At 45.3% G+C, this 21,008-nt stretch carries 15 protein-coding genes; 11 read left to right on the top strand and 4 right to left on the bottom strand.

Going from position 1 to position 21,008, the window contains the following annotated elements; genetic code table 11:
- Positions 1 to 615, top strand: a complete 615-nt coding sequence (gene coaE, locus APAR_RS04875) for a dephospho-CoA kinase (protein WP_012809034.1) — start codon at positions 1 to 3, stop codon at positions 613 to 615.
- A gap of 23 nt (positions 616 to 638) precedes the next feature.
- Here the strand turns inward: coaE and APAR_RS04870 are convergent, their stop codons facing one another.
- Positions 639 to 2,723, bottom strand: a complete 2,085-nt coding sequence (locus APAR_RS04870) for a tetratricopeptide repeat protein (RefSeq protein ID WP_012809033.1) — start codon at positions 2,721 to 2,723, stop codon at positions 639 to 641.
- A gap of 176 nt (positions 2,724 to 2,899) precedes the next feature.
- Here APAR_RS04870 and uvrB point away from each other — a divergent pair, with 176 nt between their 5' ends.
- On the top strand, positions 2,900 to 5,140 hold the full coding sequence (gene uvrB, locus APAR_RS04865; RefSeq protein ID WP_012809032.1) for an excinuclease ABC subunit UvrB: 2,241 nt from the start codon (positions 2,900 to 2,902) through the stop codon (positions 5,138 to 5,140).
- On the opposite strand, the gene APAR_RS04860 is transcribed toward uvrB, so the two are convergent.
- The 3 genes from APAR_RS04860 to APAR_RS04850 are packed head-to-tail and all read right to left on the bottom strand — an operon-like array spanning position 5,137 to position 8,957.
- Positions 5,137 to 6,807: an NAD(P)/FAD-dependent oxidoreductase gene (locus APAR_RS04860; RefSeq protein ID WP_012809031.1), complete on the bottom strand. Its 1,671-nt coding sequence runs from the start codon at positions 6,805 to 6,807 to the stop codon at positions 5,137 to 5,139. The two genes, uvrB and APAR_RS04860, sit on opposite strands and share 4 nt — an antisense overlap.
- A 1-nt stretch (position 6,808) precedes the next feature.
- Positions 6,809 to 8,062 (bottom strand): NAD(P)/FAD-dependent oxidoreductase, encoded by a 1,254-nt coding sequence (locus APAR_RS04855; RefSeq protein ID WP_012809030.1) that lies wholly within the window; start codon positions 8,060 to 8,062, stop codon positions 6,809 to 6,811.
- 46 nt (positions 8,063 to 8,108) lie between these two features.
- Positions 8,109 to 8,957 (bottom strand): Mrp/NBP35 family ATP-binding protein, encoded by an 849-nt coding sequence (locus APAR_RS04850; protein ID WP_012809029.1) that lies wholly within the window; start codon positions 8,955 to 8,957, stop codon positions 8,109 to 8,111.
- Positions 8,958 to 9,075: 118 nt separating this feature from the next.
- Between APAR_RS04850 and APAR_RS04845 the strand changes: the two genes are divergently transcribed.
- From APAR_RS04845 to APAR_RS04805, 9 genes are all read left to right on the top strand, one after another.
- Positions 9,076 to 9,537 carry a NanQ anomerase/TabA/YiaL family protein gene (locus tag APAR_RS04845; RefSeq protein ID WP_012809028.1) on the top strand — a complete coding sequence of 154 codons (462 nt, stop codon included), beginning with the start codon at positions 9,076 to 9,078 and terminating at the stop codon, positions 9,535 to 9,537.
- 156 nt (positions 9,538 to 9,693) lie between these two features.
- On the top strand, positions 9,694 to 12,588 hold the full coding sequence (uvrA, locus tag APAR_RS04840; RefSeq protein ID WP_012809027.1) for an excinuclease ABC subunit UvrA: 2,895 nt from the start codon (positions 9,694 to 9,696) through the stop codon (positions 12,586 to 12,588).
- A 1-nt stretch (position 12,589) separates the two neighbouring features.
- Complete coding sequence (ybaK, locus tag APAR_RS04835; RefSeq protein WP_012809026.1) at positions 12,590 to 13,099, top strand: Cys-tRNA(Pro) deacylase; 510 nt, start codon at positions 12,590 to 12,592, stop codon at positions 13,097 to 13,099.
- Entirely contained in the window at positions 13,099 to 14,733 is a 1,635-nt protein-coding gene (gene murJ / locus APAR_RS04830; RefSeq protein ID WP_012809025.1) for a murein biosynthesis integral membrane protein MurJ, read from the top strand. The genes ybaK and murJ overlap by 1 nt, the downstream gene beginning before the upstream one ends.
- Positions 14,734 to 14,857: 124 nt before the next feature.
- Positions 14,858 to 16,792: an excinuclease ABC subunit UvrC gene (gene uvrC, locus APAR_RS04825; RefSeq protein ID WP_012809024.1), complete on the top strand. Its 1,935-nt coding sequence runs from the start codon at positions 14,858 to 14,860 to the stop codon at positions 16,790 to 16,792.
- Entirely contained in the window at positions 16,785 to 17,018 is a 234-nt protein-coding gene (locus tag APAR_RS04820) for a hypothetical protein (protein ID WP_012809023.1), read from the top strand. The genes uvrC and APAR_RS04820 overlap by 8 nt, the downstream gene beginning before the upstream one ends.
- A 206-nt stretch (positions 17,019 to 17,224) precedes the next feature.
- Positions 17,225 to 17,869, top strand: coding sequence for a hypothetical protein (locus APAR_RS04815; RefSeq protein ID WP_012809022.1), 645 nt, complete (start codon positions 17,225 to 17,227; stop codon positions 17,867 to 17,869).
- Positions 17,870 to 18,289: 420 nt separating this feature from the next.
- A complete protein-coding gene (locus APAR_RS04810; protein ID WP_012809021.1) occupies positions 18,290 to 19,891 on the top strand; it encodes an ABC transporter substrate-binding protein in 1,602 nt (533 codons plus the stop codon).
- Between the two features lie 156 nt (positions 19,892 to 20,047).
- Positions 20,048 to 21,004, top strand: coding sequence for an ABC transporter permease (locus APAR_RS04805; protein WP_012809020.1), 957 nt, complete (start codon positions 20,048 to 20,050; stop codon positions 21,002 to 21,004).
- Positions 21,005 to 21,008 lie beyond the last annotated feature (4 nt).

Raw genomic sequence — 21,008 nt, 5'->3', positions numbered from 1 at the left:
ATGTACAAGGTAATTCTCGCTGGCGGAATGGCGTCTGGAAAATCAACTGTTTCTAAAATGTTTGAAGCAGCAGGTGGTCTGCGCTTTGATCTTGATGAAGTTTCTCGAAAGCTTTTACGTCCAGGATGTGAGTGCACCTATCGTGTGGCAGAGGCTTTTGGAAAAGATTTACTGGATCCTGATACTAATGAAATTAATAGGCGAGAGCTTGGCCGTAGAGCTTTTGCTACTAGTGAATCAGCGGAGCTTCTAGAAGATCTTGAAATGCCTTTTATCAGGGAGTATATGCGTCAGTTTCTGACAAAAGAGGCACCTGTTGCAGATGCTCGGTTCTGCTTTGTAGAGGTTCCGTTGCTTGATCGTGTTGAAGATTTGTTGGAGCTGGTTGATGAAGTTGTCGTTGTTGTAGCACCTTTAGAGCTCAGAGCAAAGCGCGCTGAACAGCGAGGGTCTTCTCGCCAGGAGTTTGAGCAACGTATAGCGCATCAACCTACCGATAAATACTTGCGTGATCAGGCGGATACAGTGTTTGTGAACTCCGGAGGCCTGGATGAGCTTAAAGCACAGGTAGAGCTTTGGCTCAACGCTCGGTTTAACCAACATTTAGAGCAATAAGTTAGAGCTTACGCGTGCTACTTTTAGTAGGGTGATCTCAGTGAACTCTCAACTTTTGCAGCTGCATCATCAAACGTAATCTCAAGGCAGTTCTTGAGCATATTCTGACCAACACAATAAACGCCATCGTTAACACAGGCACTGGCAATAGTAACTGCCTTGTTAAATACAGCTTTCTGGTCAAAGACAGGAATATTATTTTGCTCAAGGAACGAGAAGACCTCTTGAGGGGTGTCTAGCGTTTTGACAGAAGAATCTGTCTTTAGAAGGTCTTTAAGCTCTTCTTTTGCAGGCTGAGCAACATTACCACCGATAATTATGGCCATTTGATAGCAAGCTGCGCAAAGATCAGAGCGTCCCAGTTTCCACTCCATATATGCCAGGCGATAGTACACCAGTGCAACATCTGAACTGGAGAAAAGATGTTGGATAAGATTTTTGAGAAGCTTTGCAGCCTCAAAAATTTTTGACTGATCTTCCAGTGTTCTTACTAGCAACAATGTTGCATCAATTCCCAAAGGAGAAATCCTGTGGGCTTCTTGCGCGTAGCGTTCTGCTTTTTCTGACTGCTCAAGCAGGTTATAGGCGCGTGCCATTCTTGCCAAAGACATGAAGTACGTATCTGGAATAAGTACAAGTTTTCTTGGCTCATTGGGGAACGCAAGGTTATAGGCTATGCGCTCTGAGATGGAATCAAAATATCTGTAGATAGAATCCGAATCGTCCAGGTATAAGCCCATATCAAGGGTTGGTGAAACCTGCGATTCAAGCTCTGTGAGTGTTTTTTCTAGAGCATCTGGATCTGGCTCTCCATCCATGATGTTCTTTATGGTCTCAAGTGTTTTGTTGAGAGGCGAGCCAAAGAGGAATTTCTCGGCCATGGTTCTTCTATCTGAAAAATCAATAGTCCCTTCAACCAGGCCGTGAATGACTCTATCAAGACCTTCAATGGCATAAATATCAGAAGTTGAAGCTTTTGCTTCCTCAAGCTGGCTAACTACATCTGCAGTTGAAGCATCTTTTGGGATGTTGTTGAGGGTGGTATTCCAAAGCTTAATGCGATGAGCTGCTTCAGAGTACCCAAGATCATTTACCTTTTGAGCTCCACAAATAGCGGTAACCGCCGCCGAACAAGGACGATCAGACAAGTCTGGTACCTCAAAGAAGCTACGAGGAGAAACCCACTCATCAGTTGGCTTCATGAAGGGTTCAACCTCGTTGAACCAACCTTCAGTGTCAAAAGAAACTCTAAGCGCAGGATCTTGTGGAAAGCTGTTACTGTCAATTTGAGTATTTGCTGCAGTAGGTAAGAGGCGAGCAAGTGCAGCCTCGTTTAAGTCCATCGATATGACAATACGGTCTTCTCCGCGTAGGCTGCCATTGATGCAGACACGAGAGATTTTACAGCTTTGAAGCGCCATACGAGCAACGCAAAGAGAAGTTCGCAGCGCATAAGCACGTGCTGCTGCAATTTGCTCTGACTTTTCTGCAGATAAGAAACTAAAGCAGCGAGGGCGAGCTACAAAGAATTCAAATACCAAAATATCAAGCTGGGGGTTGTAAGAGAAGTTATACACCATCCTAAAGGGAAATGGTGTGTTCTCAACATAGTTGGCAAACCAGAGACGTTTCATCCAGTCAGAGCTGCCGTCTGCACCACCACTAAAAGGAGCAACTTGCTCAGTAAGGGAGGATGACTTGGGCATGATACTTGCTACCTGCGAGAGTGTAGTACGAACAAGCTGGAGATCCGTTTCAGAAGCGTGAGTATTTTTTAGAGCCTCAACATCTTGTGAAATATTGAGGATTGCTTCAGTTGCAATAAAAGCATCGTACTCTTCAGCCGCACATTCCAGTGTGTTGGCATTAAACCACCAGCGACCCGTTCTATCAAGTTTATGAACATCGCCCTTAGGCAGATTGGTATTCTCGAGATTTTTAGAGCGCATCAACATCTCTTGAAGACCCGTCTCTGTAATCTGATTGTTTGCAACAAGGTCTTTAAGAGAGGCAATGACATTATTTGAGCGCAGCAAAATCTTCTCTAGGGTAGATCCCTGAGATTGCTTTGAAGCTTTATTTAGCGAGAAAAGATCTGAGACGCCCAAGGTATCTCCTTTATCTGGTGTATCTTATTTGTTTAAATGCTATTTTAGCGTATATAGGTAGTTTATTTATTACCCGTCACGCTTTGAAACTATACTGCAATTTATAAAAAGTATAGAACAAGTGTTTCATTTTTTAGAAGTGGGGTATACTACTTTCACAAGAAAAGGAGGATTTCATGGACTCATCTCATGCTGAAGATCAACATAAAGAGTATATAGGCGCTGAGCTGCGTCGATTTGGTCGTGAAGCAGGAGAAGAGAAGCTTCAGGTAGTATCTCCTTTTGAGCCAGCAGGTGATCAGCCGCAGGCAATAGAAAAGTTGGCTCAAGGAATTGAAGATGGGCTTAGGTATCAGACACTCTTAGGTGTTACGGGCTCAGGTAAGACTTTCTCTATGGCTAAGACTATCGAGAAACTCAATCGCCCCACGCTTATTATGGAACCTAATAAAACGCTGGCCGCTCAGGTTGCTTCAGAGATGAAGGAACTGTTTCCTAACAATGCTGTTGTGTACTTTGTCTCATATTATGATTATTACCAGCCAGAAGCGTATGTTCCGCAGTCAGATACGTATATAGAAAAAGATGCTTCCATTAATGAAGAGGTAGAGAAGCTCCGTCACCAGGCAACTTCGTCTCTTTTGTCCAGGCGTGATGTCATTGTTGTTGCATCTGTATCGTGTATTTACGGTATTGGTAGTCCACAAGATTATGCTGGTCTTGCTCCTAATGTAGATAAATCTGTTCCTCTTGAGCGCGATGATTTTATTAAAGATCTTATTAATGTTCAGTACGATAGAAATGATTATGACTTGCAGCGTGGCATGTTTAGGGTTCGTGGAGACGTTGTTGATGTATTTCCGCCATATGCAGAAAATCCGTTGCGTATTGAGTTTTTTGGTGACGAAGTAGAAAGCATTTCAGAGGTTAGTACTGTAACAGGCGAGGTGCTTAGAGAGTTTGACGCTATCCCAATTTGGCCAGCTTCTCACTATGTTACTGAGCGCCCAAAGATTACTCATGCTCTTACAACCATCTCTGAAGAGATGGAAGCTCGTGTTAAAGAGCTTAAAGAAAACGATAAACTATTAGAAGCCCAACGTCTTGCTCAGAGAACAAACTATGATTTAGAGATGCTTGAGACCATGGGTTACTGCAATGGTATTGAGAACTATTCCCGCCATTTGGACGGCCGTGCTCCAGGTGAGCCTCCTTATACACTCATTGACTATTTCCCTAAAGATATGATTTGCATTATCGATGAGTCACACGTTACTGTTCCTCAAATTAGAGGTATGTATGAGGGTGATAGATCTCGTAAAGTTACGCTGGTAGATCATGGATTTAGACTTCCTTCTGCGCTTGACAACAGACCACTCAGATTTGATGAGTTTGAAGGACGTATCCCTCAGTTTATTTACGTATCTGCAACTCCTGGAGACTATGAAGAGACAGTGGCTCAGCAACAAGTTGAGCAGATCATCCGTCCAACTGGTCTTTTGGATCCAAAGATTGATGTCAGGCCAGTAAGAGGTCAGATTGACGATCTTATTTCAGAGGTTAAAGAGCGTGTGGCAAAAAAAGAACGCGTTCTTGTTACTACACTTACTAAACGTATGGCAGAAGACCTTACAGATCACCTGTTAGATGAGGGTATTAAAGTCAACTATATGCACTCAGATACTGCCACACTTGACCGTGTAGAAATCATTAGAGATTTGCGTCAGGGTAAGATTGACGTACTGGTTGGAATTAACCTTTTACGAGAAGGACTTGATATTCCTGAGGTTTCTCTTGTTGCTATTCTTGATGCAGATAAAGAAGGCTTCTTAAGAAATAGAAGATCTCTCATTCAGACTATGGGTAGAGCAGCAAGAAATGCTTCTGGTCAGGTTATTATGTACGCCGATAAAATTACCGATTCCATGCGTATTGCTATTGATGAGACAAAAAGGCGTCGAGAGCTTCAGGAAGCATTTAACAAAGAGCATGGTATTGTGCCTAAAACTGTTAAGAAATCTATTACTGATATTGCAGGCTTTATCGCTGAAGCCTCAGAGAATATTGATAAGCGTAAGCGCAAAAATGGAGAGTTTTATACCGCTTCCAATGATGAAGATTCGCTTGAGGAACAGCAAGAATCAATTCTTGAGATGCCTGCAGAGTTGCTTACTGAAGAGCTTCAAAATCTCCCTCGTTCAGAAGTTGAAGCTATGCTTTCTGGTATGGAAGCAGAGATGGCAGAAGCTTCTGCGTCTATGGATTATGAGCACGCGGCAGAACTCAGAGACCAGATTGTTGCCATCAGAAGCCAGCTTGAGGGTACTACCTCAGATGATGTTATTAAAAGGCTTAAGACAGGTGCTAGAAAGGGTAGCGCACACGCTACTCGTAGACGCTATCGAGGTAAGCATTAGGCGTTGTTGTAGTGTTCCACTATGAGTTCTGCCATTTTAATACCGTCAGCAGCTGCGCTCATGATGCCACCTGCATAACCAGCGCCTTCACCTACAGGCCATATACCAGGTGTGTTAATGCTTTGCCCTGTTTCGTTACGAGTAATCCTTACAGGAGAGCTTGATCTTGTTTCAACACCTGTAAGAACAGCATCAGAATGTGCAAAGCCATGAAGCTTTTTGTCCATAATAGGAAGGGCTTCTCGCAAGGTGTTTAAGATGTAGGGTGGCAGACAGCCTTCAAGTGAGGTCCAGGTAACACCACGAGGATACGTTGGTTTTACAGATCGTGGTCCAGTAGAAGTTTTCTTTTCTAGAAAATCTCCTACAAGTTGAGCAGGTGCAACGTAAGCTCCGCCACCTGCTTTAAAGGCTGCCTGTTCGCATGAGCGTTGTAGTTCAATTCCAGCAAGTACATCATTTCCTGGAAGATCCTCTGGGTAGACGTTAGCCAACAGACCAGAGTTAGCATTTTGTCCTGCGCGGTCAGACAAGCTCATGCCATTTGTGACTACGCCGCCCTTCTCGCTAGCCGCAGAAACAACATAACCACCAGGGCACATACAAAACGAGAAGGCACTTCTACCAGAGGGAAGATGAACGGAAAGTTTGTAGGGCGCTGCTCCAAGCACGGGATTAGTTGCTTCGGGACCGTACAGTGACTTGTTGATTTGAGACTGAAGATGCTCAATCCTTACGCCCATGGCAAAGGTCTTTCTTTCCATAGAAATTCCTTTGTCTTTGAGCATGATGTATGTATCTCTACTGGAGTGACCAGTTGCCAGGATCATCGTGTGAGTTTTTATGGTTTCAGTTTGAATTGAACCGTCTGGAGCAGTTCTCTCAATTTGAATTGTAGAAAGAGAGCCATCTGAGGTGCGTTCTAGGGAGGTGAGTTTTGTCCTAAACGCAACAGTTCCGCCAGCGTCTTCAATCATTTTGACAATGTTGGTAACAACAGCGGGAAGAATATCACTTCCTACATGGGGCTTTGCATCCCACAAAATATTTTTCTGCGCCCCCGCTTTAACAAAAGTATCAAGAATAAAGTGATGAGAAGTGCTTTTGGTACCAGTGTTGAGCTTTCCATCAGAGAAAGTGCCAGCACCACCAAGGCCAAACTGAATATTGCTCTCCAGATCTAACTGACCAGTTTGATTGTGGTGTTCAACTGCAGCGGTTCTTCGTGCTGCATCATCTCCACGCTCAATAAGCAAGGGATTGAGACCAGCTTCTGCAAGCGTAAGCGCACAGAACAGACCTGCACATCCTGCTCCTACAACAACAGGACGGTTATCTGAAGGAGCGGGTTGCGTCGCTTTGGGAAGCGTAAAAGTATTTGGCTCAGTAAGTTTGATGTGTTTTGCTGCAGGTTTGCCTTGAATCTTGTTAAGAAGATTTTGCTCCGCTGTAGGTCCGTCTTTAAGACTGACGTGGTAGGTCAGAATAAGAACAATGTCGTTTCTTTTACGTGCGTCAATTGAGCGTTTATGTAGTTCATACCAGGCAACATCATCTGCTGAGACTCTGAGGGTACGAAGAAGTGCGTCAAAACCCATCTTTGATTCTTTACCAGGATGCTTACGAAGAGGCGCAACTCGAACTTTAATGTTTGATACTTCCAGCATATCAGTGAGCCTCTTTCAATGATGCATTTTTCTGATCAACATTTTGAGCAGCAGATAAACCGGCGACCATGCCGCTTTTCCACGCCCATGAGAGGTTAAAACCTCCACATTGAGCGTCGATATCAAGGGCTTCTCCTGCAATAAAAAGTCCAGGAGTTCGGTGCACCTCAAGCGTATCTGTATGTACTTGTTCAACGGAAATTCCGCCTATGCATACCTGTGGGACAACTTTGGTGGACGTCCCAGTAATGGTAAAAGTCATTTTGTGAGCTTTGGTAATAATAGTCTCAACTGAGTCATTGGTGCCCAGGTAAGAAGCAATTTGTGGGTCGAGAAGACCGTCAGTGGTTTGAGCATGTACTGCTGCAGCAACTTCTTCTTCTGTAAGCTGGGGGAGAAGATTGATCTCAAGTGTATCACCAGGTAAAGCGGTACGAGATAAGTTAAAAATCATAATGCCCGAGAGCCCAAACGGTCTAAAGAGTAGCTCACCAGATTCCTGTTTGAGGACATTGCCGTCTCTCAAAAGTGCCGCATGAGCACGGACGCGCTTGCCATCTAGGTTTCTTGGAGGCTCAGGGGTACAGGTGAGTGCACAGAGACCGGGTCGCAGCGAAGTGGTCTTTAGTCGCAGACTCTCTGCGAGTTTTTTAGTTGTGCGTCCACCAGTAGCTAGAATTGCTGTTGAAGTGTGGACCTCATGGATTTTCTCGCTACCAAAGCATTCTTGGAAAGTAAGGGTGAAGCCGTCTTTATGTGGCTTGATTGATGTTACTTCTCGTCCCAAAGCAAACTGCACACCAGCTGTTTGAGCTCGTCTGAGTAAGAGTGATTGGATGGAACTTGCTTGTCTGGTAAGAGGGTACATGCGTCCCTCGTCTTCAGTTGCCCAGGCAAGACCGCTGGACCTAAAGAAAGAGAGGATATCTGCAAGAAAGGTGTCTTTGTCTTTGCAGACAGCCTGTACAAATTCAGGATTGGAGAAATTCTCAAAGCTCAAATTAGCATTGGTGAAGTTACAGCGGCCGCCGCCTGTTGCCAGGATAGTTCTACCGCTTTCCAATGCTTTTTCAAAGACAACAACATGCTTGTTTGCTTCAAGAGCTTCGGCAGCAGTGATGGCAGCGCAGAGTCCCGCTGCGCCACCACCTAGAATTGCGATATCAATGTGATCAGGTACCAGAAATGCCTGGGCTTGTTTGATGCGCTGAGCTTGTGCTGCTTGACGTTCTTTAACGCGTGTTGTTTGAGCCATAGTGGACGTTTACCTTTTGGATAGTTGAGTTTCTGGCGATAGTAACTTACAGATCCAAAACGCTTTGTGTAGCATCAGGAACAAGGCCCTCAGGAAGATCTGTACTAAAGGTTCCCTTGTCAGCAATCTGTGCAAAGATTGCATCCATAGGAAGCTGTCCTAAAGGCTTGAGGTTAAATGCCGCCGCAGTCTCGGCAAGCTTTGATGGACCATAAGGCTCAATGCGCTCATCACAGTGAGGACAGGTGATGTATGCCATGTTCTCAATCAAACCAAGTACGGGTACATGCATCATTTCTGCCATGCGAACTGCCTTGCCTACAACCATCTGAACAAGGTCTTGTGGAGAAGAAACAATCACAACACCCTCAACAGGAAGGGACTGAAATACGGTTAGCGCAACATCGCCTGTTCCTGGAGGCATATCAATAAGCAGGTAATCCAAGTCACCCCAGTTACACTGGCTGTAGAACTGTTGGATAGCACCTGCAACAACCGGACCTCTCCAGAGAACAGGGTCGGTCTCGTTTTGAAGCACCAGGTTGGCACTCATAATTTTAATGCCGTTTGTATCCTCGATAGGAATAAGCTGTTCTTCAACGCCATAAGAGCGCTTATCAGAGATGCCAAACATGCGAGGAATTGAAGGGCCTGTAATATCGCCGTCAAGAATACCAACGCGTTTACCTGCGCGAGCAAGGTTGGTAGCAAGGATGCCGGTGACAAAAGACTTACCAACGCCACCTTTACCAGAAACAACGCCAATAACGTGTTTCACACTTGAGTGCTGATTAAGTTCAAAGCCCGCTGGCGGCTGTGGTTCTTTCTTTTTACCGTGTAGTGCGGCATCAATCTCTTTGCGAAGCGCCTCACGATCAATATCTACGTCTGCCATATCTCTCCTTATGTAGCAGTTGTATGCAGTAACTACTTAATTCTACCCATAGAAGTTTGTGACAAACGAGATAGCTATAATCTTTTCGGTGCACTTTAGCTGAACGTAGGAGGTTCACATGATTTTCTCGTCAATTAAAAATTTATCTGAGAATGACTTTGGTCAGAAATATATGGCTTGTGCTACAGAGTTTTTATCAACTCACAATTTGGATGAGTTGCCTTTAGGTAAAACAGAAATTGATGGAGATAACGTTTTTGTGAACGTCATGGAGATAGAGTCAGTTCAGCCTAGCGAGAAAGACTATGAGGCTCATAAGATTTACGCTGATATTCACATAGTTATTTCTGGCACCGAAAGTATCGCAGTTGCCCCTCTTGAGCAGTGTGTTCTTAAAGGTAAATTTGATTATGACACTGATTTTGGTGCTTATACCAATCCTGGGAAAGAGACTTGGGTTACTCTGCACGCAGGTGATTTTATGGTAACGCCTCCATCTGATGCTCATAAACCAGGTTGTACGTTGGAGAAATCTGACTCTAAGCTCAAGAAAGCTGTGATGAAGGTTCGCGTTAAATAAGGAAGCATGCTTGTCGCGTCTTGCCGGCATTATCTTGGGTATACTAGAACATCAGTACGCACAAATTGCATAGGTGTGTACTGATGTTGTTTTCTATTGTTTGACGGTAGCTGCTTATTAAGAAGCGCGCACGTCAAACTCGTTATGTGAGGAACTATGGCTTCAAGCAAAATTGCTATCCGTGGTGCACGAGAGCACAACCTGCAAGATATTGATATTGATATTCCTCGTGATCAACTGGTAGTTATTACGGGACTTTCTGGCTCAGGTAAATCGAGTCTTGCCTTTGACACAATTTATGCAGAAGGACAGCGTCGCTACGTTGAATCTTTGTCCAGCTATGCCCGCCAGTTTTTGGGACAGATGGATAAGCCAGACCTTGACTCTATTGACGGTCTTTCTCCAGCTGTGTCTATTGATCAGAAGACAACTTCTAGAAACCCCCGCTCAACCGTAGGTACTGTTACAGAAATTTATGATTATTTGCGTCTTTTGTATGCTCGCATGGGTACTCCTCACTGCCCTGAGTGTGGACGCGTTATTGAGCGCCAGACAACTGATCAAGTTGCCGATAAAATCCTCGAGGCAGGTCAAGGCCGCAGAGCTTATGTTTTAGCTCCTGTTGTTTTGGGCCGCAAGGGTGAGTACGTCAAGCTTTTTGAGGACCTGCGCAAAGAAGGATTTTCTCGCGTTCGTGTTGACGGTGTGGTGCGTGAGCTTGATGAAGAGATCATACTGGGCAAAACGCTCAAGCACGATATTGAGGTAGTTGTTGACCGTATCGTCATCCGTCCTGATTCTTTGGGTCGCATTGTTGAGGGAGTCGAGCAGGCAACTAAGCTTGCCCAGGGCAAGGTAGGCATTTTACTTCTTGCTGATAAGTCCAATCCAGAAACCATGCCAGAAGAGCTTTTTCAGTACTCACTGGCGCTTGCTTGTCCTATCCATGGTCACTCCATGGATGACCTACAGCCTCGTGATTTCTCGTTTAACGCCCCATACGGCGCTTGTCCTGACTGCGATGGTTTGGGAACTCGTAAAATTATTGATGCTGCAGCACTCATTGCTGATCCAAAGCTGTCCGTATCAGAGGGCGTTTTTGGAAGTCTCTTTGGTCACTCAAATTACTATCCTCAGATTCTGTCTGCAGTCTGTAAGCATTTTGACGTATCTGATACAACACCTTGGAACAAGCTGCCTAAGAAGGTACAAGATGCCCTTCTCGGTGGTCTTGGTTCTACTAAGATTCGCGTTGACTACAAGACGCGCGACGGGCGCAATACACACTGGTTTACCACGTTCTCTGGTGTCAGAAAGATTCTTTTTGACAAGTATCAAGAGACCACGTCAGAAAATATGAAGACACATCTTGAGAAGTATATTCGCGAGATGCCCTGTACCACCTGTCATGGAGCTCGCTTAAAGCCAGAAATTCTTTCCGTTACAGTTGGTAAGAAAAATATCTGGGAAGTCTGTGAACTTTCTTGTAAAGAATCTTTGGAGTTCTTCAAGCAGCTAACTATTACCGATCGCCAAAAGGTTATTGCAGGTCCTATTGTTAAAGAGATTGTGGCCAGGCTGCAGTTCTTGGTGAATGTTGGCTTGGACTATCTCACGCTTTCTCGTGCGGCCGCATCGCTTTCTGGTGGAGAAGCCCAGCGTATTCGCTTGGCCACTCAGATTGGTGCTGGTCTTATGGGCGTCCTTTACATTTTGGACGAGCCTTCTATTGGTCTTCATCAAAGAGATAACAATCGCCTTATCGAGACGCTCAAGCAGCTTAGAGATCGTGGTAACACCGTGCTTGTTGTTGAGCACGATGAAGACACCATTCGCGCGGCTGATTACGTTATTGATATGGGTCCCGGTGCCGGTGAGCTTGGTGGCTACGTTGTTGCTGCAGGAACCCCAGAAGATATTGTTAAAAATCCTGATTCCATTACAGGTGCTTACCTTACGGGAAAGAAGCAGATCAAGCTACCGGAGGCCCGTCGTAAACCTGGTCGTGGAAAGATTAAGATTACGGGAGCTAGCGCTAACAACCTCAAGAATGTTTCTGCTTTTATTGAGCTGGGTACGCTGACGGTAGTTACGGGTGTTTCTGGATCTGGTAAGTCTTCTCTAGTTACCGATACCCTTGCGCCTGCGCTTACCAATGCAGTTCAGCATTCAAAACGCGTGGTAGGAGAGTATAAAAAGCTCGAGGGCGTTGATCTTATCGATAAGGTCATTGATATTGATCAGAGTCCTATTGGCAGGACCCCGCGTTCTAACCCAGCAACGTATATTGGCCTTTGGGATGATCTGCGCGCACTGTATGCTTCAGTCCCAGAGTCCCGTGCACGCGGCTACTCGGCTGGTCGTTTCTCGTTTAACGTCCAAGGAGGTCGCTGCGAGGCCTGTAAGGGCGACGGCCAGATCAAGATCGAGATGAACTTCCTGCCTGACGTTTATGTTCCCTGTGAGGTTTGCCACGGTAAGCGTTATAACCGCGAGACGCTAGAGATTCTCTACCACGGCAAGTCTGTCTCTGACGTACTTGATATGACTGTTCACGAGGCACTAGCGTTTTTTGCAAACATTCCTCGCATTAAGAATAAGCTACAGACCCTCCATGATGTTGGTCTTGGCTACATTCATCTTGGTCAGCCAGCAACCACGCTATCTGGTGGCGAGGCGCAGCGCGTCAAGCTTGCAAAAGAGCTTCACCGTCAGCAGACTGGTAAAACTCTTTATATTCTGGATGAGCCAACAACTGGTCTTCATTTTGAGGATGTCAGGCAACTTATTGTTGTTCTTGAGCGCCTTGTTGATGCTGGCAACACGGTTCTTGTCATTGAGCACAATCTAGATGTCATTAAAATGGCTGATCGCATTATTGACATGGGTCCAGAAGGCGGCGACGGTGGAGGAACCGTAGTTGTTTCTGGTACGCCAGAAAAGGTTGCCGCAACTCCAGAAAGCCACACAGGCAAGTTCCTTAAAGAGATTCTTGACCGTGATAATGCACGCCTCGCTGCAGAGAAAAAAGCTCAGAAGAAACGTGCATAACATGGCGAGAAAAACGGCAAAGATCCAAAAAACAAATGCAATGAGGGAGCTTGATGCTGCCAATATTGCTTACGAGTTCCAATCGTATGAGGTAGACAAAAATGTTCCTTCTGGTGAGTTGGGAACTCATATTGCAGAGATGCTTGGAGAAGATCCAGACGCTGCATTTAAAACACTTGTCTGCGTATCTTCAAGCGGAGAGCATGTGGTGTGCTGCATTCCTGTGGATCAAGAGCTTGATCTTAAGAAAGCAGCAGCAGCCTCGGGACAAAAGAACCTTTCCATGCTGCCCGTTAAAGAGCTTGAGGGTTTAACAGGCTATGTTCGCGGCGGTTGCACTCCTGTTGGTATGAAGAAGCAGTTTCCCACTATAATTGACGAGACTGCTCAGCTTTTTGAGCTCATTCATATTTCTGGTGGAAAACGTGGACTCAGTTTGACGCTTTCTCCAGAGGATTTAGCTTCATTTGTATCGGCTACGTTTGCAGATATTGTTCGCGAGGTGCACTAGTGGCATATCAGCCCAAACATATGCGACTTCCAGCAGAGTCTCCTGATAAAGAGGATGCTTCTAAGCAGAAGGACTTAAGCCGCTCTACCTCCATGATGAGTGTGCTTGTCCTGATTAGTCGTATTACGGGTTTCTTAAGAACTTGGGCTCAAGCATTTGCTATGGGCGCAACCGTTCTTGCAAGCTGTTACTCCATTGCAAACACCCTTCCTGACCAGCTCTATGAGCTTGTTGGTGCAGGTATGCTTACCACAGCATTTTTGCCGGTATATCTATCTATTAAAAAGAAAGTTGGACAAGACGAGGCAAACGCTTATACCTCCAACTTACTTTCAATTGTTGTTGTTGCAACAGGACTTGTTGCTGTCTTAGGCTTCTTCTTTGCCGCAGAAGTGGTGTATACACAGTCCTTCTCGGCAGGAACTGATTTTGATCCTACGCTGGCGGTGTACTTTTTCAGGTTCTTCGTCATAGAGGTTATGCTGTACTGCTTCTCCACCATTTTCTCTGGTGTTTTGAATGCAGAGCGAGACTACCTCTGGCCAGCCGCAGCTCCTATTTTTAATAACTTTGTGACTACAGCATCGTTCTTTGCGTATGCATTCTTGGTTAACACTAACCCTGAGCTGGGTCTTTTGATTCTTGCATTGGGAAATCCGCTGGGTGTATTGATTCAGGTTCTGATTCAGGTTCCGTCACTTAAGCGCAAGGGGATTAAGCTCTCGTGGAGAATTAATCTTAAAGATCTTGCACTCAAAGAGACGCTCAAGATTGGTGCACCTGCTCTGATTGTTGTGGTTGCTACTTTTGTGACTATGTCAGTTCAGACAAGCTCTCAGCTTAGTGTTTCTGCATCTGGTGCATCTATTGCGGCATACGCTCGTCTTTGGTATACGCTGCCATATTCCATTTTGACAGTACCTATTACCACAGCACTCTTTACCGAGCTGTCTGATAGCTGGGCAAAAGAGAATATGGATCAGTTTAAAAAGGACCTCAAGCATGGTATCAATCAAATTCTATTCTTTACCGTGCCGTTTATGATGTACTTGATGATTTTCTCGATGCCGCTTGTTTCTATTATTGGAGCAAGTAAGTTTACAGAAGATCAGATGCTGTTAACTCAGCAGTTTTTGATTGGTCAGTCTCTTGCTTTGCCTTTGTATGGTATTGGCATGTACCTTCAAAAAGTCTGCTCAGCCATGCGACGCATGACACTCTATGCTGTCTCGGCAACACTGGGATCTGTTGTGCAGGTCTTGGTACTGCTAGTGGGTACTTCTCATTTTGGCATGATGTTTGTAGCAACTACCTCTGCTATCTTCTATGTAGTCATTGACACCATTATGTTGATTAGCCTGCGTAAGCATCTTGGCCAGATTGGACTGAAGTCCATGGTGTTTGCTTTTGCTCGCTCAATTCTTTTTGGTCTAGCAGGATCTGCGACGGCGCTTCTGATTATGGTAGGTTTGCGTGCTGTCATTGGTGTTCCAGATGGACGAGCGCTCTATGGCGTGCTGTATTGCATCTTTGCAGGTATTCCAGCTGTCTTGGTTACCTATGGCTTGGCAATCCTCTTCAAATCACCAGAGTCTGCTATGCTTCGCTCACTGGTATCTCGCGTAAGGTCATAGCATGGCCAGAGGCAGTGACAGAAGCGCCAAAGACAGTTCTCAGAACAAGTTTGATCCTAGTTATGTGCCTTCGGGGGCACCGGGACTTGCACCGTCATTTTCTTCTGAACCCTCAGATGATCTGGTGTCCATTAGAGAGCAGGTTGATCAGGTTCCCACTGATCCAGGCTGTTATCTCTGGAAAGACGGCTCTGGCAAGGTAATCTATGTAGGCAAGGCTAAAAACCTGCGTGCTCGCATGAGACAATATGTCACGCTTCAAGATGACCGTGCCAAGATTCCTCTGATGATGCAGGTCGTGCGCAGTTTTGACTACATTGTGGTAGAAAACGAGCATGAGGCATTGGTGCTGGAGCGCAATCTCATCGCTCAGTATCGTCCATACTTTAACGTGGACTTTAAAGACGATAAGAGCTATCCCTACATTGCTATTACCGAGTCAGACACCTTCCCGGCAATTAAATACACGCGCGAGAAACACAAGAAGGGTACGCGCTATTTTGGTCCCTATACCGATTCTTACGCGGCAAGACAAACCATCGAGACGCTCAGAAAAGTAGTGCCCATCTGCTCTGCTACGTGCGTGGAGTGGAAGCGTGCCAAGCGCCTGCTTGAAAAAGATCCCGATGGCGCAGCTGTTGCTAACTTGCTGCTGGCAAAGAAGGGGAGACCTTGCTTTGATTACCACGTAGGCAAGGGTCCTGGCGTGTGCGTTGGTGCTATTGACACCGTTTCTTATGCTAAGAACGTTAGACAGGTAGAAAACTTCCTTCGCGGAAATCGCTCCGAGATTGTTTCTGAGCTCAAAGATCAGATGCAAGAAGCCGCTGCTGACTTGGATTTTGAAAAGGCAGCTAGGCTCAAGTCCCGTCTGCGTTCACTTTCTGATCTTGATGACCGTCAGCAAGTCACGTTTCCTACCTCGGTTAATATTGACCTCATTGGCATTTACCGAGAAGAAACCATCTCTGCAGCCTGCGTGTTTGTTGTGCGAGAAGGCCGTACCATTCGCTCGGTTGAGTTTATCCTGGACAAAGGTTTGGACGTTTCCGAGGAAGAGCTGGTTTCGGGCTTCCTAAAGCGCTACTACGACGAAACCGCTGACATTCCCGCAGAGGTTAACCTGCCCATCGATCTTCTCGATGCGGAGGTTTTGTCCGAGTGGCTGACACAAAAGCGAGGTCACAACTGCGTACTTCACCACCCACAACGTGGCGAGAAATTCCGTCTACTTCAGATGGCTTCTGCTAATGCTCGTCACGCCCTAATGCGCCATATGATTCGTACAGGCTATGCCGATGACCGCACTAACCAGGCGCTTCTTCAGCTTGAAAGTGCACTTGCGCTTGATGCGCCGCCACTGCGCATTGAGTGCTTTGATATCTCTACGCTTCATGGAAACTTTACCGTTGCGTCTATGGTGGTCTTTACTAACGGAAAGGCTGATAAAAGCCAGTATCGACGCTTTAAAATCCGCGCTGAGCTTGATGAAGCAAACGACTTTGTCTCAATGACAGAGGTTCTGGGCAGAAGATATAGTCCGGAGCGCATGGCAGACGAACGTTTTGGCTCAAGGCCTGATTTGCTGGTAGTTGATGGCGGCAAACCTCAGCTGACCGCCGCAATCAATCAGCTCAATGAACTGGGATTAGATATTCCTGTCTGCGGCCTTGCTAAGTCTGATGAGGAAGTCTTTGTACCTTGGGATGACACGCCAATCGTGCTGCCTACAGGGTCAGCTTCTCTGTATCTTATTAAGCAAGTCCGTGATGAGTCTCACCGTTTTGCAATTACCTTTCATCGTGAGCTTAGAGATAAGGCAATGACCGTCTCTATTCTGGACGAAATCCCTGGTGTAGGACCTAAACGTAAAAAAGATATCATGCGCCATTTTGGCTCTTTTAAGCGCTTAAAGGCTGCAAGTGTTGAGGACATCTCTCAGGTAAAAGGTGTTTCTGTGAACTTAGCAGAAACCATCTACAAAGAACTTAAAGCTTGGGAAGAATCTTCAACAGCTGTACATGAGAAGTTAGATGCAAGGGGAGGAACTCATGAGTAAAACAGCAGACGAGAAGATCTTAGCGCTGGTGAATCCTGAGTGTATAAAGCGTATTCCGTTCTTTGTTCGTGGACATGCAACAGGCAAGTCTTGTGAACTTATCGCTCAGGAGTATCCGGAACTTTACACTGCATTTGAGGATGAACCTAGTGCTCAACAAGTTAAAGAGATGTCAAAGATCATTAATGAGCTCTTTGAGCAAAGAATGAAGAAGCACAATTTGTAAAAACTAAACCAAGCATTAGGGTTATTTGAAATAAGAATGGCGGATATGAAGTGTTGACATGCCATTCTTATTTTTTCATTCATCGCTGAAATATAACCATTGACCGACAGGTAGGCTTTTAAAGCATGCTCATACAGAATATTATTAGGTTTACGTAGTCATTACTCTTATGCCAATTGCGACAAGTAATTCTAATGAGGTGACAGATGATGCAGCGTAGAAAAAGGTTTATAAAAGGTCTGTCATTATTAGCAGTTCTTGTTGTTTGTGGCTTACTGATTAACAACTGGTTTTTTAAGTTGAATACTATGAGGCTACCAGAGTTAAAAAAGCAGGCAGCTCAGTATGTTGTGCAACAATATGAGAATAAGAGAAATGGTCTTAAGTCTGATTTTGGATCCGCAGAAAATATTGACTTAGAGACCGCTACTATCTCTGGTCCGTTTTTGGGCGTTAGCAAAGCTGGTCCAGTAGTAATGAACATAACGCTCTATTGGACAATAAGTTCTCATGGAGCTCTTATTGGAACAGTTGAGCAAGATTTAGGACTATTCGCCATTGGGTCTTATCTTGGAACTCCAAAAATGTGGATTCAAACAAGGAACGCTGGGCTGTTACAAGAAATGCATAAGCAAAAGCTACCGTGCTTGGTTTGGACAGTTGCAGGAACAAATGGATGGCCTCCAAGCTACCGATCAGATGGTTATTTTGGGCGCTATAGTCCAGATGACGGAGATTTCGAAGTTATAAAAGAAGATAGTCACGTATCGGAAATTATTAGCTTCCGATTAGGGGAAGAACATCTAGATTTTATGGCGAATCCTGAACGAATTTTGGATTTAACCAAGTAATTTCGAGATGTTTTGTTGTTCTTAGACAAGAGTTAGTCCATTTCTGACTAACTCTTGTCTAATCTTCACAACATATCCGTAATTTCTAAAGGCAGACGGTAGTAAAACATCGGTAAACGGTAGTTGACAATGATTACTATTTATGTATTTAGTTAAGTAATTTATATATTCTACAAGGTCAAATAATGATAAAGCCCGCTAACTGCGGGCCTTTTTAACTGCTATTAAGTTTTATATGTGATAAATAATACAACAAAACATGTTTTTATATTTTGAGCAGCCAATGAGCGATAAATTAATACCGTTGGGCGAACTGTCTTCAGAACAAATATCTTTTCTTCCTATAGTTATATAGATGTAAGCCACACAAGTGGCATTGGTGCCACGTTGTGGCAAGGAGAGTTTTAGAAAGAGGCAGAAATGAGCGAGTTTATTAACCGTCCACTTTCGCGTCGTAGCTTCCTTGGTGGAGCAACTGTAGCAGCTGGCCTTGGTCTCACCGCTTGTGGTGGTGGACAGCAGAAGGCACCTGAAGCTCCATCTGGAAAGGAAGGCGGCAGCACAATTACTGCTGGTACCGCTTATTCAACCCAGAATTATGATCCATCTACCACTTCATCAGCACTTGCTCTTGGCGTTAACTGGCAAGTAGTTGAGGGCCTTTATGGTCTTAACTTCCACGACTACTCTACGTTCAATGAGCTTGCTACTGCTGATCCAAAGAAGGTTGACGATAACACCTTTGAGATTACCATCCGTGACGGCGCAAAGTTCTCTGATGGCAACGAGGTAAAGGCAGATGACGTTGTTGAGTCCTTCAACCGTTCTTCTGCAAAGGGCAGCGTTTACGTCCCAATGCTTGCTCCAATTGCTTCCGTAGAGAAGAAGGATGACAAGACTGTTACCGTTAAGACTACTATTGCCAACTTCTCCCTCCTCAAGGAGCGTCTGTCCATCGTTCGCGTTGTTCCAGCAAGCAGCTCCCAGGATGAGATGAAGAAGCAGCCAATTGGCTCTGGTCCATGGAAGTTTGAGTCCATCTCTGACAACACTCTTGACCTTGTTCCAAACACTAACTACAACGGTGCAACTCCTGCTAAGGACGAGAAGCTCCATTATGATGTTCTTAAGGATCCAACTGCTCGTCTGACCGCACAGCAGGACGGAACCACCCTTGCTATGGAAATGGTTCCTGCAGACGCTGTAGACCAGCTCAAGGGTGCAGGCTGCACTGTCGACGCTGTTCAGGGCTTTGGTGTTCGTTTTGCAATGTTTAACCTTGGCAAGGCTCCTTGGGACAACGTTAAGGTTCGCCAGGCATGCCTCTATGCACTTGATACAGACAAGATGCTCTCTAATGCATTCTCTGGTCAGGCTGAGGTTGCTACCAGCTATCTTCCTTCTTCTTTTGCTAACTATCACAAGGCATCCACTGTTTATGCACATGATGTTGATAAGGCTAAGAAGCTTATTTCTGAGTCTGGTATCACTCCAGGTGATGTTGTTCTTCGTACCACTGATAACGAGCAGGTTAAGTCCATGGCAACTCAGGTCAAGAACGACCTCGACGCACTTGGATTTAACGTAAACATCGTTTCCGATACTTCTCCAGCAACGTATGCTGCAATCGATGCAGCCGACGGCTCTTGGGACATCTTGCTTGCCCCTGGTGATCCTTCCTGCTTCGGCGCAGACGTTGATTTGCTGCTCAACTGGTGGTATGGCGATAACGTTTGGATGACCAAGCGTTGCCCATGGAAAGAGTCTGCTGAGTGGAACAAGCTTCACGAGCTCATGAACAAGGCTCTTGGTCAGTCTGGTGCTGATCAGCAGTCCACTTGGAATGAGTGCTTTGATATCATCGCTGAGAACGTGCCTCTGTACCCAGTTCTCTTTGCTAAGACCTTCACCGCTTCTTGGAGCGAGAAGCCAAATGCAAATGGTGTTGCACTTAAGGGCTTTAAGGGCATTGGTACTACAGGTATGTCCTTCATTGATGTCAACACAGTTACTGCTAGCTAATTTGTTGCCATCACGCGCTTAGCATCTCATATATTGGGGCCCGAGCGTTTTATCTATAACGCTCGGGTTTTTTGTACAAAATTCAATGCTAAGTTGCATAAAAGTCTCATTAGAATTTTATTTGTACTGTTTGTTTTAAAGAGAGAGGGGGAGATAGTGAACAACCTATTACGTCTTATCGGACGCCGTCTTATTGCGCTGCCGATTATGGCTCTAGGCGTCACCTTTCTCGTATTCTTCCTAATGTCTTTCTCGCATGTTGATCCTGCATATAATGCCTTGGGAGAGTCTGCTTCTGAAGAAGCTATCCAGCAGTATCACATTGAGAATGGTCTTGATGATCCATGGCCTGTGAGATATGTACGTTATATCGGTGATGTTGCTCATGGAAATTTGGGTACCTATGGCACTTCTCACTATTCAGTTGCTGCAAGAATTTCAAAGGCTCTGCCAGTAACTATGCAGTTGACCTTTATGGGTCTTTTCATTGGCGCAATAGTTTCGTTTACGTTGGGTGTTATTGCGGCTCTCTATAGAGACCAATGGCCCGATCAAATTATCCGTGTATTCTCAATTGCCGGTCTTGCAACGCCATCATTCTGGTTGGCAGTTCTTTTGATTCTGGTCTTTGCGTCTACACTTAAGCTACTGCCTGCTTCTGGTGCATTACCGGATCCTACGGTAAATTTTGGCGGCTACCTTGCCCGCATGATTATGCCGGCATTTGCACTTGCGGTCCCAATGTCTGGTCAGATGACTCGTATTGTTCGTACCGCAATGGTTGAAGAGCTTGACAAGGACTATGTCCGCACTGCTCGCGGTGCTGGTATTCCAGAGCGAATCGTCATCGCAAGAAACGTACTACGCAACGCTCTTATTACCCCTGTAACCACGCTTGGTCTCAAGATTGGTTATCTCATGGGTGGCGCCGTTGTTATTGAGGTTATTTTTAACCTTCCTGGCATGGGCACTGCTATTCTCGAGGGTATCCAGGGTAACGAGGCAATGCTTGTTCAGGGTGTTGTCGTTGTTGTTGCACTGTCCTTCATCATCATCAACATTGTTGTTGATATGTTGTACATCTTGATTAACCCACGCATTAGGACGGTGTAGTGCG

This window comes from Lancefieldella parvula DSM 20469, assembly GCF_000024225.1.
GTDB classification, from domain to species: Bacteria; Actinomycetota; Coriobacteriia; order Coriobacteriales; family Atopobiaceae; genus Lancefieldella; species Lancefieldella parvula.
Note: the sequence above shows the minus strand (reverse complement) of the source record. Positions and strands in the feature narration are given on the sequence as shown.